A 23,335-nucleotide genomic window follows, 5' to 3' on the forward strand; every position below is an offset into this window, starting at 1 on the left:
AGCAACCCCCGCAGAGCCCGTACCACCCGTGTTGGCGCATGGGGTGACGGGCCACCTGCGGGGGTTTTCCATTTTCCAAACCAGTGAGGATCAGCATGTCCGAACAGCACTCCGTACAGCGCCCGCCCGTCGCGCCCGCACGCGTCACCGGCCGCAGCGCCGACGGGACGTGGATGCTCGCCGTCCTGTGCCCGTACTGCCCCGCAGAACACCGCCACGGGGGCGGCGACGGCAAGCGCGCCGACATGACGGGCACCCGTGCTCCGCACTGCCAGGGCGCAGTCCGCCTGCCGCACTACGAGATCGCGCCCGAGGAGTCCCGCACCAACTGGGATCGGGAGCAGTCCTACGCTGCCTCCCTCCTACGGGCAGCGGAGGAAGAGGCCCGGGAGGCCGCACGCCGGGAAAGCGCTCCGGGGCCCGCCACCAACCAGCGCAACCACGAACTCCGCGCCCTGACGGACGCGACCGGACAGCGTGGCCGTACGGGCCGCAACAGCGCGTACCTCGCCGCCTGGCAGGCCAAGAACAAGCGGAGCGGCCGATGAGCACGGCAACCGAGGCGGTACGCCTTCTGACGCAGCGGGACGGCACCGACGTCGACCGCGCGGAGTTCATCGCGGACAAGGTGCGCGGGCGGCTCATCCACGTGGACGGCCCCGGCTGGTACACGTGGGACGGGCGGCACTGGGTGAACGACTCCAGCCACGACGCCGTCGCGCGCGGCATGGTCCACGACGTGTCGAACACCCTGCTGGCTGAGGCGATCGGCGCGGGCAGTGACGCCCTGATCGACGCGGGCCGGGCACTCCGCACCTCCCGGCTGATCACGGCCGCCCTACTGGAAATGCGGGCCATGCCGAGCATCCGGCGCACCGTGGCCGACCTGGACGCCGACCCGTTCGCTCTAGCCTTCCGCAACGGAACCGTCGACCTGCGCACGGGCCGGCTGCGCCCCCACGACCCGGACGACCTGATCACCAGGCTTGTTGACCACGACTACCGCGAGGATGCCGAATGTCCGAACTGGCTCAGGTTTCTTGAGAGTTCACACCCGGACGATCCGGAGATGCACACGTTCCTGCGGCGACTCGCGGGGTACGCGGTGACGGGCTCGACGCGGGAGGAGTGCCTGGCGTTCTTCTACGGGTCGGGGCGCAACGGCAAGGGGGTGTTCACCGAGACGCTGGGCAAGGTCTTCGCGGCCGTGACCACTGCTCAGGAAGCCGAGTTCTGGGAGAAGCAGCGCAACGGCCGTAACGGGTCGCTGGTGGCCAAGCTCCACGGAGCCCGGCTCGTGCTGTCCAGCGAAATGACGGCCGCCCGCCTGGACGAAGCGTTCGTGAAGCTCTTCACGGCCGCCGACCTACTCACCGCGAACCAGAAGTACAAGCCCGCGTACGACTTCACGCCCACCGCACTGCTGATCATGTCCGGCAACGACAAACCGACCATCCGGGGAACCGACGAAGGTATCTGGCGGCGCTTCCGCTGCGTGCCGTGGGACGAGTCGTTCATCGGCCGGGAGGACACGGGGCTCAAAGGCCGGCTGATGGCCGAAGCGGAGGGCATAGCCGCGTGGGCGGTGCGGGGCGCCGTCGAGTGGTTCGAGCATGGCCTGAACGAGCCGGAGCGGGTCACCAGGGCGACCGACGAGTACCGGGAGGAGTCCGACCCGTTCGCCGACTGGGTGGCGGCCAACTTCGAGGTCCAGCCGGACGGTTTCGTGTCCAACAGCGAGATCAAGCAGCGCGGTGAACAGGTGCACCCGAAGCTGCCCGGACAGCCGCAGGCGTGGTCCAAGGCCGTGGCCCGGCAGTTCGGCGCGGAAGTCGGCAGGCAGCGGATCAACGGCAAGCAGGTGCGCGGCGTGATCGGCGTCCGGCTGGTGGCCGTCCAGCGGGACGTGTTCGGACAGGTCCGGTAGGACAGCGGGCGAGACGCTTGAGACACCTTGGAGGTCAGTTGTACCAACCTTCTCTTCGCGCGCATGGAGAAGGTTGGTGCAATCACCCTCAGAAGTGTCTCAAGCGTCTCGCCGGGCGGCGTTCTGGCGCTGAGCGGCGGCCACCCCCAAGGCAGGTACCCCCCTTCGGTCCCGACCTCGACCGGCAGGGAGGAAAAACTCTCGCATGGCTGTTCGGAGTGTTTGCGCGGGACAGGGCAGGGTGATCTCTTGGCATTCGCCGCCGAGGCGCGGCTCTCGTGATCACATGCACCTCTGCGGACTGCCCGTGCGCTGACTCCGGTTCAAGCCTCACCGCTGCGTCCACCAGGCTGCGAGGGCGGTGCTGCCAGCAGTTGCCACTGTGACCATCCACGCGGGGATGCGCTGGATGGTCAAGTGGACTCCTCCCCAGCGAAGTTCGAACTGAGGTCGCCTGTTCTTGTTCTGCGCCATGGCACTAGTCAATCGACCTGGAGGCAGTGGCGTGAAGGACATATCACCGGACATCTACCGGACATCTCGCGTCCGGCATGGCACCCGCACCTGCGGCTACCGCACCGCCGTTCTGCCTCGCAAGGGCGTGTCAGTAGCGACCACCACAGGTGGTCAGCTCAGGATGCCTGGGCACGCTGCGCAAGAGCGCATCCCTAAAGGGAGTCCACCGTGACGTTCAGTCACCCTCGAACAACGTCCCAGAAACGATGATTTGTGAGATGGTCCGGCGGGAGGGCGCAGCGACCCCGATTCGATGTTCAAAACCCGTCTCAAAATCTTCCCGGAGCCCATGGTGTTATGAGACGAGTTCTGAGACGATTGGGGCATGGCGACGACCAAGACCACCGGCCACCTGATCGGCTACGCCCGAGTCTCCACCAACGACCAGGAGGCACAGCTCCAGCACGACGCGCTGACCGAAGCGGGCTGCGTCCGGATCTTCACCGACAAGGCCAGCGGGAGGAACACCGACCGCCCAGAGCTGTTGGCCGTCCTGGACTACCTCCGCCCCGGCGACACCTTGTGCGTGTGGAAGCTGGACCGCTTCGCCCGGTCGCTGATCGACCTTGTGACGATGGTGGACGCGCTGTCTGCGCGCGGGGTCGGGTTCAAGGTCCTGACGGGTGCGTTGGCGAGCATCGACCCGAACACTCCGGACGGCCGGCTGATGCTCCAGGTGGTCGGCGCGATGGCGGAGTTCGAGCGCTCGTTGATCAAGGACCGAACCCGCGCCGGGCTGGACGCCGCGAAGGCTCAGGGGCGGGCCGGTGGGCGGCCGTCCGTGATCAGCGAGGACAAGCTGGCCATTGCCCGTACCCGCCGCGCGAAGGGGGAGAGCGTGAGCAGCATCGCGAAGGCGCTCGGGATCAGCCGGGCGACGCTGTACCGCCACCTTGACGAGTCGTAGCCGCTGCGCCTACCGGAGAGCCGCCTGTCCCACTGCGGACGGGCGGCTCTTTGTCGTCCCGGACGCCGGGGATAGGCACTGCAGAAGTTCACGGCGTGTGGCTTCTGGCGACCCCAGCTCCAGCTTCGCGCACGCACCCTGAGTGTCACGCCGCTTCCGGGCCCCCGGCCGCCAACTGGACTGCCGATCAACCGAGTTCAGTCCAGAGATGCAAAACAAAGGCCCCTCAAGGGCAGCCCTAATCCCTGTTAACGGACATTATGACAGTCTCAGCGCCACCAAACAGGGGCCGGCGCACCGCCCACCATTAATCGGGTGAGGGCAGATGCCCCCTACGCAATTCCAGCAGAGCTATTTACCGTTCCCCTCCAATGATTTTGCCACAGCATCCATAACTCTAGATCCTGCTGGCGAATCCAGAGGAACAATCAGGGACAGAGTACCAGCAATTATGAGAGTCACCCGAATACCTCCTACCGCTTCCGAAGAAGCCGAGACTTGCGGGATCAACGGAATAACAAACGCAGCCACAAACAACGGCAGCGACGGGCCGACTCGACGAGCCGCCACACGCATGCGCGAGACATTAGAAACCTCGCCAGCATTTACCAGCAGCTGGCCAATTTCACCTCGACCCAAGCCCACCAATGCACTACAGAATGATTCGGCGGCTGCAGAATAGTCACGCTCTCGACCAGCCCGGGCCACCATTATCTTGTGCGAGCGCACAACCGCTGCAACTTGGTAGCCAATGTCTCGATAGCTCCGCCGAGCCGCACGATCGACAAAAGCCACCCTGCGACTAGCAGAAGGGAACCGCTCACACTCTTTAGCAGCCACCTCAATCCACGCAATCAAATATCTCGATCGAGATCCGACATGCCACTGCTCTTTCGATGACTCAATACTGTGGGCACACTGCAAAAATGACAAGATCATGCCGTCGAAGGGGTGGGCGCTCATCTCAGTCTTCACGAGCCATCGCCCTGCCAAAGTACGCACTACCGGCCTGGCAAACATCGTCAGGCCCAGCAAGAGCACGCTAGCCCTGAAATCAACAGCAAGAAGCGGCGGGAGCCGCCCACCTGACCACTGAATTGCAATTGCTATGAAGCCCCAAGTCATAATGGGCACCATCGAGATCCATGCCAACGCCAGCAGCAGCTGATAGCGCGCAGACTTGTCTGCCACCGCCCGCCCGTCCAGCGATGCAATCGGATTAAATGCGATCCTGAAAACTATAATGGCGCCATACAAAGCAACTGCCCATATGCCCGTATTGAGAGCCTCAAGAGCAGACCAGGAGGAGCCGGGGTGGATGAAATGGCCATAGACCCAATAGGTGCCCGCGATCAAAGCCGCAAATAGTGCAGTCTCTGCGATAAACCCAGGGGTACTCTCACAGAAGCGGCGCACCCAGACTCGATGACGAAACCTTCGCGAAGCAGCGGAACGGACTGCGGCACGAACTTCTCGAAATTCTTCCGGAGTGAAGTTTCCTTCAATGCCATTGAGCATTTGCGAGTAAACCCGGCATATCTGCTCACAATCACGCCGAGCATCACGGCGCAGCCTTCCAGGAGATCCGCCAGACCAAATCCCAGAAATAATCGACACCTGCCACCTTAATCTGACGCTTGCACCCATGCCGTCACAGGAAACCAACGTGCTACGGGACACCCAAGCAAAATCTGATTCCCGTTAACATTCTCATTTATCGTCTCACCCGTCTCCGGGTTCTTACTCGTGTGCGCCGTCAGGCGGGCTATGCCTCCGGCGGCACGCTGTAGCGGCTCAGGACGTCGTCAGCCGTGGACTTGTCCAAGAGGCGCAGCTCCCACGGCCCGGTGTTGACGTCGAACTCCTTGCCGAAGCCGACCCACTTGCCGGCCATGCGGCGGCCGGTCGGGTCGACCAACAACTGAATGGCGCCGTGGTACCTGGCCCCCTGGTAGTAGCCGTCCTGTGCGGTCTGTTCCACCCAGGAACCCGTCACGACGTTCCGATCAACAGTGAGATCGAATGACAGCGGCGATTCGGGGTTGGATGACGCCCCTGGGAGGGATCGCCCCGTGATCCGGTTCCCGTTCTGGGACAGCACGACGTGGTGCAGGCCGGTGAACGTGTTCTCCCGACTGCTGCTATAGAACTCGTAGTGGCTGACCCAGACTCCCGAGTAGTCCTCACCTGTAGGAGCGGGCGCAGCCTGCACGGGCACGCCCGGTTCATCACTGGTCACGTCGTGCCCTCCTGTACCGTCCACGCTGACCCTTGGCGGCAACTGTGGCGAGTCGAAGCCGAGGCGGTCAACGGGAATCTTGGTGACAGCTTCAAGGGCTCGAACGTACACCGGACGGGGATACCTCACCTCTCCCGACTCCCAGCGCTGAACCAGGCGCTTACTGGCGTCGTTCGGCTCTCCCTGATCCTCCCCGACTGCCCGCAGCCGCTTCGCGAACTCGTCCTGGCTGAGACGGAGCCCGAGGCGTACGGCCCGAAGGGTCTCATTCGGCGTAGTCATGACTAGACGATAGGCCCAAACATCGTCCGACGACGCCTAAATGACGTCTTGCCAGGACTCCGGAGTGACGCCCTCACGACGTCGCAATGGCTCTCGGGGTCGGGGCACGATCGGTTCGCTGACAGTCGGCGGAACACGGGACCGGAGTCGGAGAGCGGTGACGATGACACGCGAGGAACATGAAGCCGATCGGCACAGGCGACCGCCCGGCAAGCGCGCCAGCCCGGCCTTGATCGCCGCTTGCCGCGCCGACTACCGCAAGGCGAAGGCGGACGACGACCGGCGCCCTCCGGACCCCTTCAAGTACGCCCCGCTGGGGTGGGAGGACGTGACCAGTGGCGCCACCTGACAGCCGGCCGGGGTGCACTGTGTGCGCATCCTTCGACAAGATCGCCCGCGTGTTCGCGGAGTCGCCCCAGCTTCCGGATCAGTCGGTGCTGCGCGAGATCGAGCTTCGCTGCCTGGCGCACGAACTCACCTGTAAGGCGGTGGCGTGTGTTGCTCCGTGAGATCGCCCGGCGGACACCGGACGAGCCCGCACCGGACGCTGACCAGTGCCCCGGTTGCCAGTACTTCGACTCCGCGCAAGCGCAGTACCCCGCCGAGGACTTCCCCACGATCGCAAGGAACTTGGCGCGCGGACAGGCGCAGCACATCGCGGACGGCGAATGCCTGGTGGCGCACGATGCCGACGAGTGAGCCGGAGTACCTGCCGCCGGACTGGACGAGCTTCCTGGGCGGGCCGGTGCCGTATCCGGTCGACCAGGACGACCAGGAGAGCACCAAGGAGAACGCCTTGCCGTCCTTGGAGCCCGTCCCCGACTCGCCGACCATGGCCCGTCTCAGGATTGCTGCGGCGATCGCCAACGCCCGCTCGCGCTGGGGGCTTTGAGACTCCCGTCCCAAGGGGGCGGGGACCGCAAGGAAGATCGCGAGAGAGGACAGTGGAATGACCGCCCGTCCCGAGTTCGAGTTCGTCACCATCGCCGCCTGTCAGAACACGGTGCGCAAGGCGTGCCCGCAGGTGGCCACCAACATCCCCGGCGTGGTCGCCTTGCGCGACTCCGAGCGGCCCGGTGAGGTGGTCACCATGACCCCGGAGGCGTGGGCGGACTTCACCAACGCCATCAAGGCCGGGGAGTTCGACCTGAGCGCGTAGGAGAACCGTGGACTGTCCGCTGTGCCGCCAGCCCATCGCAGCCGACCCAGAAACCGGCGACGGATTCTGCTTCCGGTGCAACCAGTGGGCGACGTACCCGGATCAACGCGACCCGTACCGGTACACGCCGAAGGGCCGTCCGTACCGGCCGAGAAGGCACGGGCCGGACAACCCCTCGGGTAACCACGGTGGGCAGTCCACGCCCACATGACCCAGAAATGGCCCCGACCATGCATCGTCCCCCGTGACGCATGGTCGGGGCTTCGCCGTCCGGCGGCACTTCCTACGACGGCCACCGGTCAGATCTCATGTGAGCGGTGTAACGCATTCATTGATCTTGACGACGGACATGCCGCACCTCTCCTCGTCTGCCGGGGCGCGTGAACGGCCGCCGGCTCGGTTGCTGCCAGCAGTGTCCTACACCTCACACCCGACGGGTCACGCGATCCACGGCGGGAGGAGGCGCTCGTCGTCCTTCGGCGCGAGGCCGCAGGCACCGGGCGGGGTGACGGCGTCCGGGTTGTAGACGTGGGCCGGGGACGGCCCGGCGACGACGGCGGTGAAGCCGTCGGCGGTGGTGATCTGGCGGGCGACGTCGGCCGGGAGGACGAGGGTGTCGCCCGCCGCGACGGTCACCGGGCCGTCGGCCAGCTCGACGGTGGCGGAGCCGGTGACGAACGTCCAGATCTGCTCGACGTCCATCGCGTGCAGCGGGCCGCTCTTGCCGGCCTCCATGTCAACCTTCCACATGGCGAGGGCGGTTGAGCCCTGGGTGGGCGAGGCGTAGGTGGTCATGACGGCGTTCGGCGTCTCGGTGCGACGGGCGTCGGTGTGACGGATCACGGGCATGGTTGGGAAACCCCTTAAGATGGTCAATGGCGTTGTCTATATGGTCAATGAGGTTGTCTATCCGTGTCAAGCGAACCCGCCCCGCCCGGCTTCGAGCTGCCGCTGCGCCTCCTGCTCGCCTTCCGGACGATCATCGACGAGCTCCACGAGCGCATCGCCCGTGAGGGCCACCCCGATCTGCGTCCGATGCACGGCTTCGTCTTCCAGGCGATCGGCCCGCACGGCACCACCGCCGTCGAACTCGGCTGCCGCCTCGGCGTGTCCAAGCAGGCCGCCGGCAAGACCGTCGAGAACCTGGAGCAGCTCGGCTACGTCGAGCGCGGCAGCGACCCGGCCGACGCCCGCCGCAAGGTGGTCCGGCTGACCGCCCGCGGCGTGGACTGCCTGGTCCGCTCGGCCCGGATCTTCGACGAGCTGCGCGCCGAGTGGTCCGCCACCCTCGGCGAGGAGCGGCTGCGCGAGGTGGAGACGGCCCTGCGCCTGCTCGCCCCCGGCGACCCGTTCCGCCTCGACACCCCTCGCTGGTTCGGGAGCCCGTGAGCCACCATCAGGGTCCGAACGAACCGCAGGGGGAGCCCATGAGGCCGCGCCGGGCCATCGCCGCAACCACCGCAGCAACCGCCACCGCCGCACCGCCTCTCCGACGGCGCCGTCATCCTCCTCACCGGCGCCGCCGAGGCGGATCGCACCGGCCGGATCCACACCGGGCCGATCGCCCCGGACGTGACCGTCGGCGCCCGCATGGGCTCCGACCCGGTCCTCGACGCCGCCGCCGACTGGCTTGCCCGGCAAGCTACTTGCGGCGGCTAGGGCCTGTCCGGCGAAACCTGCCGGGCCCGCGACACCGGCCCGGCACGGCGGCTAGAACGACCGCCCCTCGCCGCGGTACGGCGGCTCGGGCCAGGTCCGGTCGGGGCGGTCGCGCCGGTCGGCGCAAAGGGCCGAGCTGAGGTGGGTGAGCAGGTCGGCGAGGTCGGTGTACTGCTTCTCGTCCCAGTCGCCCAGCAGTTCGGCGAGTTGCGAGCGCCGGGCGGCGACGAGCTTCAGCGCGACCTCCTCCCCGGCTTCGGTGAGCCGCATCGGCAGGCCGCCGGAGCGGGCCGCGAGGCCCCGACCCTCGACCTCCCGGACGGCCTCGTCGACGACGGCGATCGGGACGATCCGCCGCTCGGCGAGTTCCGCCGGCTCGGCCGAGCCGTGCTGGTGGATCTGCAGGAGCAGCCAGCTGGAGGCGGGGTGGAGGTCGAGCCCGGCGGTGGCGGTGATCCGTCGGAAGAGGTCGCGCCGGGCTTCGCGACTGCTCAGGACGGAGAGCGAGCGGGCGATCTCGTCCAGCGAGGAGCGTTCGACCGGGTTGAGGCCGATGGACTCGCTGAGGTCCGGGGCGGTGACGGTGGAGCGCAGCTTCTGCTCGCGCAGGAACAGCGACAGCACGAAGGCGACCAGCGCGACGGGCACCGCGTACAGGAACACCCGGGTGATCGACTCGGCGTACGCGTGGTGGACGGCCGCCTGGGCGGCGGCCGGGAGCCGGGTGATCACGCGGGGGTCGGAGGTGATGACCTCGGGGTGGAACCCGGGCGGCAGCGGAATTCCCGCCAGGGCGTCGGCGAGCCGGTCGCGCAGCCCGCTCGCGAAGAGGGTGCCGAAGATGGAGACGCCGAAGGAGGCGCCGATGGAGCGGAAGAAGGTGGCCCCGGCCGTGGCGACGCCGAGGTCCTGGTAGCCCACCGAGTTCTGCACGATCAGCACCAGCACCTGCATCACCAGCCCCAGCCCGAGGCCGAAGACCAGGAAGTAGAGGCTCATCTCGGCGGTGCTGCTGTGCTCGTCCAGCCGGGAGAGCAGCAGCAGGCCGCCGGTGGTGACGGCCGTCCCGGCGATCGGGAAGATCCGGTAGCGGCCGGTGCGGGCGACGATCTGGCCGGAGCCGATCGAGGTGAGCAGCATGCCGAGCACCATCGGCAGCATGTGGATGCCGGACATGGTGGGCGTGACCTGCATGACGACCTGGAGGAAGGTCGGCAGGTAGGTGAGCGCGCCGAACATCGCGAAGCCGACCACGAAGGAGATCACCGCGACCAGGCTGAACGTCCGCGAGCGGAACAGCCGCAGCGGCAGCACCGGTTCCCGGGCCGCCCGCTCGACCAGGACGAAGGAGAGCAGCAGTGCCAGGCCGAGCACGCCCAGGCCGACGACCTGCCAGGAGGTCCAGGCCCACGTGGTGCCGCCGAGCGAGGTCATGAGCACCAGGCAGGTGGCGACGGCCGCGATCAGCGCGGTGCCGAGGTAGTCGATCCGGTGCTCGCGCCTGACCTCCAGCCCGTGCAGCACCGCGGCGATCACCACCAGGGCGACGGCACCGACCGGCAGGTTGATGTAGAAGACCCAGCGCCAGCTGAGCTGGTCGACGAACAGCCCGCCGAGCAGCGGCCCGAGGACGCTGGTCACGCCGAAGACGGCGCCGAAGAGGCCCTGGTACTTGCCGCGGTCCCGCGGTGCGACGAGGTCGCCGACGATGGCCTGGGAGAGCACCATCAGCCCGCCGCCGCCCAGGCCCTGCAGGGCGCGGAAGGCGATCAGTTCGCCCATGTTCTGGGCGATGCCGCAGAGCACCGAGCCGAGCAGGAAGATCACGATGGAGGCCTGGAAGAAGCGCTTCCGGCCGTACATGTCGCCGAGCTTGCCCCAGAGCGGGGTGGCGGCGGTGGAGGCCAGCAGGTAGGCGGTGACCACCCAGGAGAGGTGGTCCAGGCCGCCGAGGTCGCTGACGATGGTGGGCAGCGCGGTGGAGACGATGGTCTGGTCCAGGGCGGCGAGCAGCATCGCCAGCAGCAGCGCGCCGATCGGCACCCAGAGCCTGGGGACGGTGACCTCCGGCGGCCCGGGCACGTTCGCCGGGCCCCGATCGGGCGCGGCGTGGGGGTACTCCCGGCCAGAGGCTGGGGGAGGGTCCGTCATGGCGTCTCCGTAGGGTCGCGGGCCCGGCCGGTGCGGCAGGCCGTGCGGATGATCACTCCCAGCTCACCATGCTGTCAGAAATGCCCCGGTTTGTTCCGCCGGGTTGAGCCGAACGTAAGCATCCGGGGACGTCCGCCGCATCCCGTCCGTTCCTCAGGAGCCAACCGCCACCAACCGGCACAACACCCCCACCCGCCGCCGGACGCCCCTGTCCACCCTCCGGGACGTCCTGCATAATCAGGCGCGATCGTGAGCCCGGGAACGCCCCGGACGCACGGAGACCGCCCGAGAACCGAGGAGGACCGGCCGATGCCGGACCAGCACTGCCCGACGTGCGGCGCCGCACGCTCCACCGGGTGCGGCTGCGTCCCGGACCCGAGCCTCACCGAGACGGCCGTCCTCCCGCACCTGGAGGGCCCGCCGCTGGTGCGCCCGTACGTGCCGCAGGCGGTCGGCCAGGTCGCCGAGGAGGCGCCGGCGGACGTCCCGCCGGTGGACCCCTTCGCGACCACCGTGCTGCCCCCCGTCGCCTCGGCGCTACCGCCCGTCGCTCCCCCGCCGGCCGTTCCGCCCCTCGGGCCGGACGCCGACGCCTACGCCACCACCGTGCTGCCGCCGGTGCCCGCCTCCGGGCCGGGCGCGTACGCGGCGGCGACGGCGGCGCAGGCCCCGCCCGGCGACGACCTCGGCTTCTTCCCCTTCGACCACGCGACGCCGGGCGCCGAGCCGGAGCCGGAGGCCGTCGGCGGCCGGGCCGCGCGGAGGGCCGCCGAGCAGGCCGCGCAGAACCCACTCGCCCGGCACAAGCTGCTGCTGGCCGGGGTGGGCGCCGGCCTGGTGGCGCTCACCATCGGCATCGCGTACGCGGTGACGCCCTCGTCGGCCCCGGCCACCCGGCAGGCGCAGCCGCTGCCCACCACCCTGGCGCCCGCGCCGGTGGAGCCGGTCACCCCCACGCCGACGGACCCGACCACGCCGCCGCCGACCAGCGAGGCGCCGAGCCCGACGCCGACCAGGACCAGCCGGCCGAGCCCGACGAAGACCGCCACCCCGGTGCCGGGGCCGACCACCCAGGCCCCGGTCGCCGCTCCCCCGGCCCCGGTCCCCGTTCCCACCCCGACGCCCACTCAGGCCCCGACGCCGACGCCCACCCCCACCCCGACACCGACGCCGACCGCGACCACCAGGGTGCTCCAGCTCGGGATGACCGGGCCCGACGTCAAGGCCATGCAGCAGCGGCTGTGGACCGCCGAGTGCGGATACGTCGACAAGTCGATCATCACCGGCACCTTCGACGACTGGACCCAGAGTGCGCTCAGGGACTACCAGCTCAGCAACCGGATCAAGGGCGAGACCAACGTCTACGGCCCGAAGACCCGGGCCGTCCTGGAGGCCGACCCGGGCTGCTGAGCATCCGCCGACCGGGCTCAGCCGGTGACGGCCTGGAAGATGCTGATCCCCGCCAGCACCACCATGATCGCCGCCGCCACCCGGATGATCAGCTTCATCGGCACGTGCTTGAGCAGCTTCTGCCCGCCCACGATGGCGATCCCGCCCACCGCGCACAGCGCCAGCCACGCGCCGAGGCCGACGGCCAGCGGATCGGCGTACTTGGCGGCCAGGTTGGCGGTCATGATCTGGGTCAGGTCGCCGAACTCGGCGACCGCGACGACCACGAAGCTGGCCCCGGCCACCTTCCAGAAGCTGGGCGAGGACGGCTCCTTGGCGGCGTGCCCGTCCTCCTCCTCGCCCCCGCCGTGGAACAGCAGCATGGCCGCGCCGGCCAGGAACAGCACGCCGGTGACGCCCTCCACCCAGCGGTGCGGCAGCAGCGAGAGCAGGTGCCCGGCGGCCAGGGCGAGGGCGACCTGAACGGCCATCGCGGCGGCGACGCCCGCGAAGACGTAGCTCGCACGGTACTTGGTGCCGAGCACGAGGCTGGCCAGCGCGGTCTTGTCCGGCAGTTCGGCCAGGAAGATGATGCCGAAGGTCAACGCGGCAACGGTCAAGCTCATCAGGGGGGTTCCCTCGGTCTGGCTGCCCGGCCTCCGCAGCTCCGTCAGGGGACGCTTCGGCCCGACAGCACTGGTCATGGTCACAGCACTGCGGCCGAAGGTCTCGCCGGCACCGCCCCTGCGGATCAGGTGCCCCGGGCGCCGGGCCCGTGGGGGCCAGTATGTCGACGGTCCGGTGGAGGGCTACTCCCCTTCAACGTGCTCAAGGGTACCCGACCCCGTCAGGTGCCCCGGCGGTCACCAGCCCCCGCCCGACCAGCTCCAGCACCACCACGATCGCCACGGACTCCACCGCCAGCAGCCCGACCAGCACGAACAACTGCACCGCCCCGGCCTGGACGGGCGTGGCGCCGCCGAGCAGCATGCCGACGAAGGCGCCGGGCAGGGTGACCAGGCCGACCGTCCGGGTCTGGTCGAGCGCGGGCACCAGCGAGGTCGCGGCGGCCGTGCGGCAGATCTCCAGCCGGGCGTCGCGCTCCACGAAGCCGAGCGCCAGCGCCGCCTCCACCTCGCCCCGGCGCTGCCGCAGCTCGTCGAGGGCGCGCCGCCCGGCCAACGAGGTGGCGGTGAGCCCGCCGCCGATCAGGATGCCCGCGACGGGGATGACGGACAGGCCCTTGAGCGGCAGCAGTCCGACGGCCAGCAGCAGGGCGAGCACCGGCAGCACGCCGGCGCCGATCGGGGCGGCCGCCCAGACCCAGCCGGGGCCGGGGGTCATCCGCCGCCCGGCGGTGCGCACCGCGACCGTGAACATCAGCAGCACGAACAGCGCCGACCACCAGAGCGAGCCGACCACCCAGGCGATCACCGCGGCGACGGCGGCCAACTGCACCACCGCGCGCAGCCCCGCCCGCAGCACCGCGTGCCCGTGGCCGAGCCGGCCCCACCCGGCCACCGCGACGGCGGCCAGCAGCAGGAGGGCGGCGACCACCCCGAGCACAGGGGTGACCGGCAGCAGCTGGCTTCCCGAGGCGGCGAGCGGCACCGGCGTCGGACCGCCTGCGGTGCCGAGCGGCACCGGGGCCGGAGCGCCCGCCGCGGACGGGAGCACCGGTGTCAGATCCAGCTGGTGAACCACATCCGGTCCTGCCAGGACGTCATCGGGATCACCTCCGCCGTGTACAGCGGGTAGAAGAAGGCGAAGCAGCCGACGATGGCGAGCACGATCAGCCCGGCGCCGGCCGCGCCGATCCGGCGGCGCTCGGGGCTGCCGCCGGCCGGGCCCAGGATCGCGCCGAGCAGCTGGGCGACGGCCAGGCACAGGAAGGGCACCAGGACGACCATGTAGAAGGAGAAGACCGTCCGCTCCTGGTACTGGAACCAGGGCAGGTAGATCCCGGCCACCGCGCACAGCACGGCGCCCGAGCGCCAGTCCCGGCGGAAGAACCAGCGCCACAGCAGGTAGACCAGGGCGAAGCAGGCCGTCCACCAGAGCAGCGGGGTGCCGAGGCCGAGGATCTGGGCCGCGCAGCCGCCGGAGGCGGTGCAGCCGCGCTGCCCGTTCGGGACCTGCTCCCAGTACATGGAGACCGGGCGGCCGTCGACCAGCCAGCTGAAGGGGTTGGACTGGTAGGTGTGCGGGGTGCTCAGCCCGGTGTTGAAGTCGTACATCTGCGAGTGGTAGTGCCACAGGCTGCGCAGCGGCGCGGGCACCCAGCTCATCGGCACCTGCGGCAGCGGGATGCCGAGGAAGCGGTCCGGGGACAGGCCGGCGCGGCCGTCGGCCCAGTGCCGGTCGTACCCGCCCTCGCCGCTGCGGCCGCTGGCGAGCCAGCCACCCCAGGCGCCGACGTACACCACCAGGGCGGAGCCGACCATGGCGAGGAAGGCGGGCACGGCGTCCCGGCGCAGCATCGAGCGCCAGGGGCGGCGGGCGCCGGCCCCGCGGCGGCCGGACTGGTCCCACAGGACGGTCAGCAGGCCGAAGGCGGCGAGGATCATCGCGCCGTTCCACTTGACCGCGCAGGCGGCGCCGAGGAACACCCCGGCGGCGATCCGCCAGGGGCGCAGGCCGAGCCGGGCCCGGTCGCCGTCGGTGGCGGTGGCGAGCCGGGCGCGGACGTGGTCGCGGTCGATCAGCAGGGCGCCGAAGGCGGCGAGTACGAAGAACATCTGGATGCCGTCGAGCAGGCCGACCCGGCTCATCACCAGGTGGAGGCCGTCGACGGCCATCAGCAGCGCGGCGGTGCAGCCGATCAGGGTGGAGCCGAAGAGCCGGCGGCCGATCCGGGCGAGCATCAGCACGGTGACGGTGCCGAGCAGGGCGGTCATGAACCGCCAGCCGAAAGGGTGCAGGCCGAACAGCTGCTCACCGATCGCCATCACCCATTTGCCGAGTGGCGGGTGGGCGATGAACTCGGGCGCGGAGGTGAGCGGGACGCCCTGCGGGACAGCCAGGATGTCGGCGTTGGCGTGGTCCGGCCAGCTGCCCTCGTAGCCCTGTCGGAGCAGCGACCAGGCGTCCTTGGGGTAGTACGTCTCGTCGAAGACGAAGGCGTTGGGGTAGCCGAGGTGCCAGAACCGCAGCAGGCCGGCGAAGAGCGCGACGCCGATCGGCCCGAGCCAGCCGGACCAGTCGGCCGCCCGGCGGAGCAGCCGGCGCGGGGCCGGTGCCGGGGTGACGGGGGCCGGGGCCACCGGGGGGTGCGTGAGCGCCGTTTGCGTCATTGCCTCGCCGATCCGCCTGTCTGCTCTGCCCGTGTCTGCTGCGCCGGCCGGGGCCGGGCGGCAACAGCCACTGACACTATGTGGCGGTGGTCGCGAAGCCAAGCGCGACGGGCGCCGACCAGGTGACCTGGTCGGCGCCCGTCGGCACGCCCGTTCGAACGGCGGTCACGCGGCGGTCTGCAGCTCCCGGACGACCGGGGCGCGGACCACGGCCGGGGCGGCGTTGTCCTGCTCCGCCGTGAGGTGCGGGCGCAGCCGCAGCGCCATGGCGACGATCAGCAGCGTGGAGCCCGCCATGGCCGCGAGGTAGAGCGGCCACGTGCCGGAGCCGACCAGCAGCACGCCGACGGCCGGGCCGACCGCGATCGCGATCTGCTTCACCAGGGCGTACCCCGCGTTGTAGGTGCCGAGCAGCCGGGTGGGGGCGAGATCGGCGACGATCGGGCCCATGGTGGGCGCCAGCAGCGACTCACCGACGCCGAACAGGGCGTAGATCGAGACGATGGCGACCGTGGCGGCCATGGTCTCGGTCCGGATCAGGCCGGCCACCAGGGCCATCGCCCAGGCGCCGAGCCAGACCACGCCGGCCGCGGCCATCGCGGTGGTGCGGCGGCGGCGCGCGGTGATCCGCACCATGAACATCTGCAGGACGACGATGGTCAGCGCGTTGGCGCCGATCGCGAAGCCCAGGGTGGAGGGCGCGGTGCCGACGGTGTCGGTGGCGAAGGCCGCGACGCCGGACTCGAACTGGCCGTAGCAGGTGAAGAAGATCAGCCCGGCGAGCAGGCAGAGCCGCAGCATCGCCTTGTCGGCGACCAGCGCGCGCAGGCCGGTGGGGCCCTCGTTCTTCTCGTGCAGCGGGATCAGCGGGGCCGCCGGCATCCGGGCGGTGCCGGTGACCAGCGCCAGGCCGAGGAAGGTCGCCGCCTCGATGGTGAACAGCCGGGTGAGGCTGGCCGGGTCGGCGACGTTCACGATCTGCCCGCCGACCAGGGCGCCGATGCCCATGCCCAGATTGACCAGGGTGAACTGGAGCGCGAAGGCGTGCGAGCGGGTCGCGGCCGTCGAGCAGCGGACGATCATCGTGGCGAGCGCCGGCTGGCAGGTGGTGACACCCGCGCCGAACAGGAAGGAGGAGACCAGCAGGGCCGGGGTGCCGGTGGCGTGGCCGAAGGCGAACGCGCCGGTGGCGGCGAGCGCCGAGCCGACCAGCAGGACCGGGCGGGGCCCGTACCGGTCGATGCCGCGGCCGGTGAACGGGAGGACGGCGAGCGCCGCCAGCGCGAAGACGGTGAACACCATCCCGGCCGCCAGCGAGCCCAGCCCGCGCACCTGGTCCACGTACACGAACATGTACGGCATCGTGAACCCGCTGCCGAACGCGCTGAGCGCGTTGCCGATCTGGACGCGGCGCAGCGGGCCGCCCGCCCCGCGTCGCTGCTGTCCCCGCTGCTTCACCGTGCCGATCACCGTGCACATCCCTTCCTGGATTCAACTGGATACTCTTAAGTCCAGAAGATTTCAGAGCTAAAGTTTGACGAGATAAAGTCTTAGCACCGGAAGAGTGCGGAGTCAAAGGCTTAAGAGATGCACGCCCCCGTGCGACACTGGTCCGCATGACTACGGACAAGCCCGCGCCGGCCACCCCCAGGGAGCTCGGCATCGCCGAGCAGGTGGCCGTCTACCAGCGGGAATTCCCCACCGTGGACCCCCAGGTGGAGACCATCGTGCAGACCATGTCCCGGGTCGCCCGACGGATGGGCGTGGCCTACGACCGACAGCTGACTGTGCTCGGGATCACGGCCGCCGAGTGGGAGGTGCTCAAGGCGCTGGTGGTCTCCGGCAGCCCGTACCAGCTCGGGCCGGGCGAGCTGGCCAAGCGGCTCGGCCTCACCCCGGCCGCGATGACGCACCGGATCGACCGGATGGTGAGCGAGGACCTGGTCACCCGGGAGCGGGACGAGACCAACCGGGTGCGGGTGATCATCGAGCTCACCGAGAACGGCCGCGACAAGTGGCTGGAGTCGATGCGGATGGCGGCGGTGTTCGAGGAGGAGCTGCTCCAGGACATCTCGGGTGAGGAGCGGGCCGTGCTGTCGGCGCTGCTCGCACGGATGCTGCGGCGGATCGAGGAGAGCCAGCCGGACGCGCTCGGGCGCACCGCCGACCTGGCCTGAAAGCCGACGAGTCCGGCCCGCCGGGGGTGCTCCCCCGGCGGGCCGGACTGCGTGGTTCAGGTGCCGCGAGGGTCCGTCAGGCCCTCAGCTCGTGGTGTCCGACGGGTCAGCAGGGACCGTTGTCGGTCCAGACGCCCCACTGGCCGCTCAGACTCGGGTCGTCGCCCTTGGTCCACCACTTGTTGGTGTAGTAGTGGCCCTTCCAGGAGACCTTGGTGCCGCCGGCCGCGTAGGTGGCGTTGGCGTCCCAGCTCGGGGCGGCCGGGCAGCCGGCCGGCGAGGTCGGGGTACCGGTCGGGGTACCGGTCGGCGTGCCCGTGGGGGTGCCGGTCGGCGTGCCGGTCGGGGTCGGGGTCGGCGTGCCGGTCGGCGGGGCCGGGCAGGCGGAGGAGGAGCCGTTGGTGGCGTCGACCATCTTGTCGAACAGCGCGGTCCTGGTGCCCAGGTCGTACAGCGAGAAGGCGAAGGAGCCGCCGAGGCCGTTGCAGTGCGCGTAGTCGAGCTTGGCCTGGATCGACCTGGCGTCCTCGCCGCTCCAGAAGGTGTTGCCGTCGTAGAAGTACGTGGCCTTGGCGTCGTCGTCCCAGAAGGTCTTGGACGGGTTGTCGACGAAGCCCGCGAGCTCCTTGTACATCTGGATGCCGGGGACGTTGCCGGACATCGCCGCGCCGGCCGCCGGGCTGGCGGCGGGCTGGAAGAGGCCGTTCTTGCCGTTGTTCTGGACGCCGGTCCAGCCGCGGTAGTAGAACGGGACACCCATGTTGATCTTGTTGGCCGGGAAGCCGCCGGGGATGCCGTAGTCCTTGTCGCCGACCGTCCACGCCTTGACGGCGTTGTCGATCGAGTACTTGCCGTTGCCCGGCTTGGCCGGGGTCGACGGGTCGTTCGGGCCGGAGTAGAGCGGGGCCTGGTGGTTGGTCGGACCCTGCGGGTCCCAACCGCCGTGCATGTCATAGGTCATGACGTCGAGGAAGGTCAGGTACTGACCGATCTTGTCGGTCTCGACGTTCATGATCTTGTCCTGGCCGGCGCCGACCGCCGCCGACAGGGCGTAGGTCTTGTTGTCGGCCTTGCCCTGCGCGTCCAGCTGGGTGCGGAACTCCTTCAGCAGCGCCGTGAAGTTCTGCTTGTCGGACGGGCTGGAGATGTTGCCGGTGTGGCCGCCGCCGCCCGGGTACTCCCAGTCGATGTCGATGCCGTCGAAGATGCCGGCACCGGTGCCCGGGCCGCCGTAGCCGGCGTCGCTCGGGAGGTTGCCCTTGATGAACATGTCGATGCAGGACGAGACCAGGTGCTTGCGCGAGGCGTCCGTGGCGGAGGCCGGCGAGAAGTACTTGGAGTAGGTCCAACCGCCGATCGAGAGCAGGATCTTGAGGTTGGGGTTCTTCGCCTTCAGCTTCTTCAGCTGGTTGAAGTTGCCCGCGATCGGCTGGTTCCAGACGTCCCCGACGCCGTCCACCGAGATGTCCGCGCCGAAGCTCTTCTGGTAGTCGGCGAACGCGTCGGCCGCGCCGTCACCCGCGTTGGGGTTGTTGTCGTTCCCGTCGGCGGCCTTGGTGGCCTCGAAACACCCCAGGTCGGTCGGGTGGATGTTGGCGAAGTCGTAGATCAGGTAGTCCAGCTTCCCGGCCACGCCGGTGTCCTGGATCGTCTTCGGGTAGTACGCGTTGGCGTAGACCGACCACTGGTCGTAGTAGGCGACCTTGATGCCACCGCTGGTGGCGGGCGCGCCGGTGCTGTTGGTGGTGGCGGCGTTGGCCGCGCCGCCGCCGGTCAGCGCGAGGCCCGCGCCGAGCAGCACGGAGGCGGCGGTGCCGGCCGCGATGGCGGCCAGGCTCTTCGGACGACGTCGGCGGCCGCCCGCCGGAGCCGGGGCCCCGGCCCTTTCAATGCGTGAACGCAGCATGGGTGCGTAACTCCTGGTTGTGGGGGTTTCCGTCGTCCCGGGGGGGTGCGCCCGAGGTGGGGTCGGGCGACCGGGACATGACAGATCAGGGGTGGGGAATCGAGCGGATCAGCGGAATCGGGCCGTGACGGACACCGGGATGTGCCGAACCGGCGCCCGCGGCACGAGGCCGTTGACGCCGGTTCAGGGGCTCCCTGCACCTGGGCAATAAAAATGGACTAGACCAACTCCCCCGTCAAGGGGTCCTGTTGGGCCTTGAGCCGCGCTTAAGGTTCGACCCCCACCCGGGTACCCCGCCGACCTGGGCGTCAGTAGCGCACCGCGTTGGCCACCACGGCCTTCAGGCTTCCCGAGAGGTCCCGGTTGCTGCGCGCGGTGGCCTGGGCGCTCTTTCCGCCCGCCACGTCCTGGACGGTCACCGCGGTCGCGTCCTGCAGCTTGCCGGAGTCGTCGGTGAAGTTGATCTGGATCACGTACCGGTACGACTGCTGCCCGTGGTTGGTGACGGTCAGCTCCACCTGCGCCTTGCCGTCCGGACCGGTGCTCACCGCCCCGACGGACACGTCCCCCTTGGCGTCCAGCCCGCCCTTGATCCCGGCGACCGCCGAGGAGGCCGCGGACACCGCCGCCGAGGCCCGCGCCTCCGCCGAGGAGATCACCGACCCCGCCCCGCCGGCCGCCGAGGCCAGCGCCGAGGCGGCGGAGGCGGCGGCCGAGGCGCCCTGCTCGATCGCGGCGGCGGCCGAGGAGGCCACGGTGCCCGCACTCCTGCCGGAGGAGGAGCAGCCCGCCAGCGCCGCCGAGCCGACCACCGCCACGGCCAACACCCGGGCCACCGACCGGCGTTGGCGGCGCGCCGGCGTTCCGTCCGGCCGCCGCGCGGTGACGCGCGGCCTCGAACCGGTCCGGGTGAGCGGCTGGCGGTCCATACGGTCCCTCGTTTCTGCCCCGGTGCCGGGCTGCCCGGCACACCTCCCCGCCCACCCTCCGAGGGGCGCGGGGGGAGCGCCAGCAGGGTTACTGCCTCCGGGTGACACCGGACGTCGGCACCGCACCGCGCGTCGGCACCGGCACCGGCGCCCGCGCCGTCAGGACAGCCCCGAGCCCTCCTGTTCGTCCGCCTCCACCGCGGCCCGCTCCTCGCGCAGCCGCACCGCGTGCCGGCGCCGGGCCACCACGCCGTACGCCCCGGCGACGGACGCCGTGAAGGCCAGCAGTCCCATCCACGGCCGGTCGAGCACGTGGCAGGTCAGGTGGTCCAGCGAGTACCGTCCCGGACCGGCCAGCCCGAGCGCCAGCCCGGTCGCGCCGAGGAAGGCCGGGTACTCGTAGCCGCCGGAGGTCGCGAAGAAGCCCCCCGGCGCGTGCACCGCCACCGCGCCGGCCATCGTCCCGGCCACCACCGCGCCGGCCAGCCCGGCGACCAGCAGCACACCACCACCCGCCTCGCCGGCACCCGCCGCGATGGCGCTCTGCCGGGCGGGGTGGAAGCCCATGTGCTCCATCGCCTGGGTGGTGCCCTCCAGACCGCCGCCGCCGAACCAGCCGAACAGCTTCTGGGTCCCGTGCGCGATCAGCACCCCGCCGACCGCTCCGCGCAGGGCCAGCAGGCCCAGGTCCTTACGGTTCAGACACATGTCGCATCCTCGTTCCCGGGGGGTGATCCGACTTCCATGGGACCCGACAGCGCGCACCCGTTCGAGCCGGGGCCGCCATCCGGGGGAATTCGCCGGTCTTCCGGAATGAACCGCCCGCCCGTGAGATTCACGCCACGCCACGCCCGGCCTCGGGGCGTGGCACAGCGCCCGCACCGGGCCCCGCGGCCATGCTTGGCGCATGTTCGTCTTCAACCTGAGCAGCGCGTTCATCACCTTCTTCGCCGTGGTCGGCCCGCCGAAGACCCTGCTGGCCTTCGCCCGGCTGGCCTCCACCCGGAGCACCCGGGAACTGCGGCGGCTGGCCGCGTGGAGCACGGTGATCTCGGCGGCGGTCGGCCTGGTGCTCGGCTTCACCGCGGACGAGGTCACCACGCTGTTCCACATCAGCGACCAGTCGTTGCAGCTCGCCGGCGGGACGATCTTCTTCATCTACGCGGTCGCGCTGGTCTTCGGTCTCCACCTCGGCACCGAGAGCGACGACGACGAGCACCTGCCGAACCACATGGTGGACGGCATCCGCGAGCTGCTGCTGCCGTACATCGCCAGCCCGCTCGCGATCACCGCCGTCCTGGTCGCCTCGCTCACCAAGAACGAATGGGGCTGGAAGGTCGTCGTCGCCGGGGCGTACCTCGCGGTCGTGGTGATCAACTACGTCTGCGTGGCCCTGCTCGCGCCGCTGATGCGGCGCACCCACCGCACCTCGCTGGAGGTGCTCTCCCGGCTGCTCGGACTGCTGCTGGCGGCGGTCGGCGTGGAACTGTTCCTGAACGGCCTGGACGGGCTCGGGGTGCACATGCTGGAAGGGCACTGAGCCCGGCCGCGCCCTCGCGGTCAGCCCGCGGTGGGCCCGGCGGTCAGCCCGTGACCGGCTCCACGATCAGCCCGCGGCGAGCCGGGCCAGCACCTCGCCGATCCGCTCCCGCACCAGCGGGTCGGCGACCAGCCCGTCCGGGCCGATCGCCTGGCGGTCCAGCGGGATCCGCACGCAGGCCTCGTCCAGCACGGCCGCGCCGGTGTAGCCGAGGACGGTGCGCAGGGTGGCCTCGGCGCCCTGGCCCCGGCCCGGGCCGGCCGCGTTGATCCAGCCCGTGGGCTTGTCCGAGATCTCCGTCCCGCCGACCGTCCAGTCCAGCAGGTTCTTGAAGGAGCCGGGCAGCGTCCCGGCGTACTCGGGGGTGCAGACCAGCAGCGCGTCGGCGGCCTCGACGGCGGCGCGCAGGGCGGCCACCGGCTCGGGCAGCGGGTCGGTGTCGCGGTCCGGGTTGAAGTGCGGCAGATCGGCCAGCCCCGCGTAGTAGGTGGCCCGGAGGCCCGGGGTGGCGGCGGCCACGGCGGCGGCGGTGCGCAGCACGGTCTCGTTGGTCGAGCCGGCCCGCAGGCTCCCGGGCAGCAGCAGGATGTGACGCTCGTTCGGCATGCCGAGGAACCTACCGCTCCGGCCGTACGGCGCCACGGCGAGAGGCACCACGGCGCCACGGCGCTACGGCGCGACCACCGGCCGCCAGGGCACCGGGCTGGAGAGGATCATCGAGCTGGACGGCTGGCCGTAGCCGCCGAGCCGGTCGCACAGGGCCTCGAAGTCGGCCATCGTCGGCACCGCGACCAGCAGCGCGCAGCAGGCCCCGCCGGTCACCCGGTGCAGTTGGAGCACCTCCGGCCAGGCGGCCACCTGGGGGTCGCGCAGCACGCAGCGCGGTCCGTAGCACTGGATCTGGACCAGCGCGGTGATCGGCAGTCCGGCCCGGCTGAGGTCCACGTGGGCGTGGTAGCCGGTGATCACCCCGTCGGCCTCCAGCCGGCGGACCCGTTCGGCCACCGCGGGTGCGGACAGGCTCACCCGGCGGGAGAGTTCGTTGTAGGAGAGCCTGGCATCGGTCTGCAGCTCGGCCAGCAGGCGGCGGTCGACGGCGTCCATGGCGGCTCCCGGGGTGACTGGAACGGGTGGTTTCGCGATCGTAAAGCGAATCGGCACAACGCCTTGCGATCGACAACCGCAATGGCGGTTGCGGTGTCCGTCGACCATTCAACCGGGGGGTCGCACCGCCGCACAATGGGCACCCCGGCGGAACCAG

23 protein-coding genes are annotated in these 23,335 nt (G+C 70.2%); 10 read left to right on the forward strand and 13 right to left on the reverse strand.

Annotation, left to right across the window (positions count from 1 at the left end):
• Positions 1 to 95: 95 nt before the first annotated feature.
• The 3 genes from ACIOJE_RS08030 (at position 96) to ACIOJE_RS08040 (ending at position 3,350) form a co-directional block, all read left to right on the forward strand.
• Complete coding sequence (locus ACIOJE_RS08030; RefSeq protein ID WP_400774248.1) at positions 96 to 548, forward strand: hypothetical protein; 453 nt, start codon at positions 96 to 98, stop codon at positions 546 to 548.
• A complete protein-coding gene (locus ACIOJE_RS08035; protein ID WP_400774250.1) occupies positions 545 to 1,927 on the forward strand; it encodes a phage/plasmid primase, P4 family in 1,383 nt (460 codons plus the stop codon). Before ACIOJE_RS08030 ends, ACIOJE_RS08035 begins: the two co-directional genes overlap by 4 nt.
• 841 nt (positions 1,928 to 2,768) lie before the next feature.
• A complete protein-coding gene (locus ACIOJE_RS08040) occupies positions 2,769 to 3,350 on the forward strand; it encodes a recombinase family protein (protein ID WP_400774252.1) in 582 nt (193 codons plus the stop codon).
• A 351-nt stretch (positions 3,351 to 3,701) separates the two neighbouring features.
• Here ACIOJE_RS08040 and ACIOJE_RS08045 read toward each other — a convergent pair whose 3' ends face one another.
• Together ACIOJE_RS08045 and ACIOJE_RS08050 are read right to left on the reverse strand one after the other, a co-directional pair.
• Positions 3,702 to 4,967, reverse strand: coding sequence for a hypothetical protein (locus tag ACIOJE_RS08045; RefSeq protein WP_400774255.1), 1,266 nt, complete (start codon positions 4,965 to 4,967; stop codon positions 3,702 to 3,704).
• Between the two features lie 148 nt (positions 4,968 to 5,115).
• Positions 5,116 to 5,871: a helix-turn-helix domain-containing protein gene (locus ACIOJE_RS08050; protein ID WP_400774258.1), complete on the reverse strand. Its 756-nt coding sequence runs from the start codon at positions 5,869 to 5,871 to the stop codon at positions 5,116 to 5,118.
• A gap of 495 nt (positions 5,872 to 6,366) precedes the next feature.
• Between ACIOJE_RS08050 and ACIOJE_RS08055 the strand changes: the two genes are divergently transcribed.
• The 3 genes from ACIOJE_RS08055 to ACIOJE_RS08065 are packed head-to-tail and all read left to right on the forward strand — an operon-like array spanning position 6,367 to position 7,030.
• Entirely contained in the window at positions 6,367 to 6,570 is a 204-nt protein-coding gene (locus ACIOJE_RS08055; RefSeq protein WP_400774260.1) for a hypothetical protein, read from the forward strand.
• Complete coding sequence (locus ACIOJE_RS08060) at positions 6,557 to 6,763, forward strand: hypothetical protein (RefSeq protein WP_400774261.1); 207 nt, start codon at positions 6,557 to 6,559, stop codon at positions 6,761 to 6,763. Before ACIOJE_RS08055 ends, ACIOJE_RS08060 begins: the two co-directional genes overlap by 14 nt.
• A gap of 57 nt (positions 6,764 to 6,820) precedes the next feature.
• On the forward strand, positions 6,821 to 7,030 hold the full coding sequence (locus ACIOJE_RS08065) for a DUF397 domain-containing protein (RefSeq protein ID WP_400774263.1): 210 nt from the start codon (positions 6,821 to 6,823) through the stop codon (positions 7,028 to 7,030).
• Between the two features lie 438 nt (positions 7,031 to 7,468).
• On the opposite strand, the gene ACIOJE_RS08070 is transcribed toward ACIOJE_RS08065, so the two are convergent.
• Complete coding sequence (locus tag ACIOJE_RS08070; RefSeq protein ID WP_280685581.1) at positions 7,469 to 7,879, reverse strand: cupin; 411 nt, start codon at positions 7,877 to 7,879, stop codon at positions 7,469 to 7,471.
• Between the two features lie 63 nt (positions 7,880 to 7,942).
• On the opposite strand from ACIOJE_RS08070, the gene ACIOJE_RS08075 reads away from it, so the two are divergent.
• Positions 7,943 to 8,419 carry a MarR family winged helix-turn-helix transcriptional regulator gene (locus ACIOJE_RS08075; protein ID WP_400774267.1) on the forward strand — a complete coding sequence of 159 codons (477 nt, stop codon included), beginning with the start codon at positions 7,943 to 7,945 and terminating at the stop codon, positions 8,417 to 8,419.
• A gap of 321 nt (positions 8,420 to 8,740) precedes the next feature.
• On the opposite strand, the gene ACIOJE_RS08080 is transcribed toward ACIOJE_RS08075, so the two are convergent.
• Complete coding sequence (locus ACIOJE_RS08080; protein ID WP_280685579.1) at positions 8,741 to 10,840, reverse strand: MFS transporter; 2,100 nt, start codon at positions 10,838 to 10,840, stop codon at positions 8,741 to 8,743.
• A gap of 309 nt (positions 10,841 to 11,149) precedes the next feature.
• On the opposite strand from ACIOJE_RS08080, the gene ACIOJE_RS08085 reads away from it, so the two are divergent.
• The gene (locus tag ACIOJE_RS08085) at positions 11,150 to 12,250 is read left to right on the forward strand and encodes a peptidoglycan-binding protein (protein ID WP_400774270.1); all 1,101 of its coding nucleotides are present in this window, start codon (positions 11,150 to 11,152) and stop codon (positions 12,248 to 12,250) included.
• Positions 12,251 to 12,267: 17 nt separating this feature from the next.
• Here the strand turns inward: ACIOJE_RS08085 and ACIOJE_RS08090 are convergent, their stop codons facing one another.
• From ACIOJE_RS08090 to ACIOJE_RS08105, 4 genes are all read right to left on the reverse strand, one after another.
• The gene (locus ACIOJE_RS08090; protein WP_400774632.1) at positions 12,268 to 12,858 is read right to left on the reverse strand and encodes a TMEM165/GDT1 family protein; all 591 of its coding nucleotides are present in this window, start codon (positions 12,856 to 12,858) and stop codon (positions 12,268 to 12,270) included.
• Between the two features lie 199 nt (positions 12,859 to 13,057).
• Positions 13,058 to 13,840: an ABC transporter permease gene (locus ACIOJE_RS08095; RefSeq protein ID WP_280685601.1), complete on the reverse strand. Its 783-nt coding sequence runs from the start codon at positions 13,838 to 13,840 to the stop codon at positions 13,058 to 13,060.
• Between the two features lie 71 nt (positions 13,841 to 13,911).
• Positions 13,912 to 15,522, reverse strand: a complete 1,611-nt coding sequence (locus ACIOJE_RS08100) for a dolichyl-phosphate-mannose--protein mannosyltransferase (protein ID WP_400774272.1) — start codon at positions 15,520 to 15,522, stop codon at positions 13,912 to 13,914.
• A gap of 165 nt (positions 15,523 to 15,687) precedes the next feature.
• Positions 15,688 to 16,992, reverse strand: a complete 1,305-nt coding sequence (locus tag ACIOJE_RS08105) for an MFS transporter (protein ID WP_400774275.1) — start codon at positions 16,990 to 16,992, stop codon at positions 15,688 to 15,690.
• Positions 16,993 to 17,138: 146 nt separating this feature from the next.
• On the opposite strand from ACIOJE_RS08105, the gene ACIOJE_RS08110 reads away from it, so the two are divergent.
• Positions 17,139 to 17,699: a MarR family transcriptional regulator gene (locus ACIOJE_RS08110; protein ID WP_280685576.1), complete on the forward strand. Its 561-nt coding sequence runs from the start codon at positions 17,139 to 17,141 to the stop codon at positions 17,697 to 17,699.
• Between the two features lie 106 nt (positions 17,700 to 17,805).
• On the opposite strand, the gene ACIOJE_RS08115 is transcribed toward ACIOJE_RS08110, so the two are convergent.
• The 3 genes from ACIOJE_RS08115 to ACIOJE_RS08125 all read right to left on the reverse strand — a co-directional run bounded on the left by ACIOJE_RS08115 (position 17,806) and on the right by ACIOJE_RS08125 (position 21,242).
• Positions 17,806 to 19,605, reverse strand: coding sequence for a glycosyl hydrolase family 18 protein (locus ACIOJE_RS08115; RefSeq protein ID WP_400774277.1), 1,800 nt, complete (start codon positions 19,603 to 19,605; stop codon positions 17,806 to 17,808).
• A gap of 308 nt (positions 19,606 to 19,913) precedes the next feature.
• The gene (locus ACIOJE_RS08120) at positions 19,914 to 20,534 is read right to left on the reverse strand and encodes a hypothetical protein (protein ID WP_280685574.1); all 621 of its coding nucleotides are present in this window, start codon (positions 20,532 to 20,534) and stop codon (positions 19,914 to 19,916) included.
• A 159-nt stretch (positions 20,535 to 20,693) separates the two neighbouring features.
• Entirely contained in the window at positions 20,694 to 21,242 is a 549-nt protein-coding gene (locus ACIOJE_RS08125) for a DoxX family protein (RefSeq protein WP_400774280.1), read from the reverse strand.
• Positions 21,243 to 21,441: 199 nt separating this feature from the next.
• Here ACIOJE_RS08125 and ACIOJE_RS08130 point away from each other — a divergent pair, with 199 nt between their 5' ends.
• The gene (locus ACIOJE_RS08130; RefSeq protein ID WP_400774282.1) at positions 21,442 to 22,074 is read left to right on the forward strand and encodes a MarC family protein; all 633 of its coding nucleotides are present in this window, start codon (positions 21,442 to 21,444) and stop codon (positions 22,072 to 22,074) included.
• A gap of 66 nt (positions 22,075 to 22,140) precedes the next feature.
• Here ACIOJE_RS08130 and ACIOJE_RS08135 read toward each other — a convergent pair whose 3' ends face one another.
• Positions 22,141 to 22,680: an NADPH-dependent FMN reductase gene (locus ACIOJE_RS08135; RefSeq protein ID WP_280685571.1), complete on the reverse strand. Its 540-nt coding sequence runs from the start codon at positions 22,678 to 22,680 to the stop codon at positions 22,141 to 22,143.
• Positions 22,681 to 22,743: 63 nt separating this feature from the next.
• Positions 22,744 to 23,178, reverse strand: a complete 435-nt coding sequence (locus tag ACIOJE_RS08140) for an Lrp/AsnC family transcriptional regulator (RefSeq protein ID WP_280685570.1) — start codon at positions 23,176 to 23,178, stop codon at positions 22,744 to 22,746.
• Positions 23,179 to 23,335: the final 157 nt, after the last annotated feature.

The organism is Kitasatospora sp. NPDC087861 (genome assembly GCF_044742585.1).
Taxonomy (GTDB): Bacteria; Actinomycetota; Actinomycetes; order Streptomycetales; family Streptomycetaceae; genus Kitasatospora.

Excerpts from the sequence above, each read along its gene's own strand:
- ACIOJE_RS08120 (WP_280685574.1), bottom strand. The coding sequence starts at position 20,534 with ATGGACCGCCAGCCGCTCACCCGGACCGGTTCGAGGCCGCGCGTCACC.
- ACIOJE_RS08040 (WP_400774252.1), top strand. The coding sequence starts at position 2,769 with ATGGCGACGACCAAGACCACCGGCCACCTGATCGGCTACGCCCGAGTC.
- ACIOJE_RS08135 (WP_280685571.1), bottom strand. The coding sequence starts at position 22,680 with ATGCCGAACGAGCGTCACATCCTGCTGCTGCCCGGGAGCCTGCGGGCC.
- ACIOJE_RS08140 (WP_280685570.1), bottom strand. The coding sequence starts at position 23,178 with ATGGACGCCGTCGACCGCCGCCTGCTGGCCGAGCTGCAGACCGATGCC.
- ACIOJE_RS08115 (WP_400774277.1), bottom strand. The coding sequence starts at position 19,605 with ATGCTGCGTTCACGCATTGAAAGGGCCGGGGCCCCGGCTCCGGCGGGC.
- ACIOJE_RS08050 (WP_400774258.1), bottom strand. The coding sequence starts at position 5,871 with ATGACTACGCCGAATGAGACCCTTCGGGCCGTACGCCTCGGGCTCCGT.
- ACIOJE_RS08085 (WP_400774270.1), top strand. The coding sequence starts at position 11,150 with ATGCCGGACCAGCACTGCCCGACGTGCGGCGCCGCACGCTCCACCGGG.
- ACIOJE_RS08130 (WP_400774282.1), top strand. The coding sequence starts at position 21,442 with ATGTTCGTCTTCAACCTGAGCAGCGCGTTCATCACCTTCTTCGCCGTG.
- ACIOJE_RS08035 (WP_400774250.1), top strand. The coding sequence starts at position 545 with ATGAGCACGGCAACCGAGGCGGTACGCCTTCTGACGCAGCGGGACGGC.
- ACIOJE_RS08125 (WP_400774280.1), bottom strand. The coding sequence starts at position 21,242 with ATGTGTCTGAACCGTAAGGACCTGGGCCTGCTGGCCCTGCGCGGAGCG.
- ACIOJE_RS08060 (WP_400774261.1), top strand. The coding sequence starts at position 6,557 with ATGCCGACGAGTGAGCCGGAGTACCTGCCGCCGGACTGGACGAGCTTC.
- ACIOJE_RS08080 (WP_280685579.1), bottom strand. The coding sequence starts at position 10,840 with ATGACGGACCCTCCCCCAGCCTCTGGCCGGGAGTACCCCCACGCCGCG.
- ACIOJE_RS08030 (WP_400774248.1), top strand. The coding sequence starts at position 96 with ATGTCCGAACAGCACTCCGTACAGCGCCCGCCCGTCGCGCCCGCACGC.
- ACIOJE_RS08100 (WP_400774272.1), bottom strand. The coding sequence starts at position 15,522 with ATGACGCAAACGGCGCTCACGCACCCCCCGGTGGCCCCGGCCCCCGTC.
- ACIOJE_RS08065 (WP_400774263.1), top strand. The coding sequence starts at position 6,821 with ATGACCGCCCGTCCCGAGTTCGAGTTCGTCACCATCGCCGCCTGTCAG.
- ACIOJE_RS08110 (WP_280685576.1), top strand. The coding sequence starts at position 17,139 with ATGACTACGGACAAGCCCGCGCCGGCCACCCCCAGGGAGCTCGGCATC.
- ACIOJE_RS08070 (WP_280685581.1), bottom strand. The coding sequence starts at position 7,879 with ATGCCCGTGATCCGTCACACCGACGCCCGTCGCACCGAGACGCCGAAC.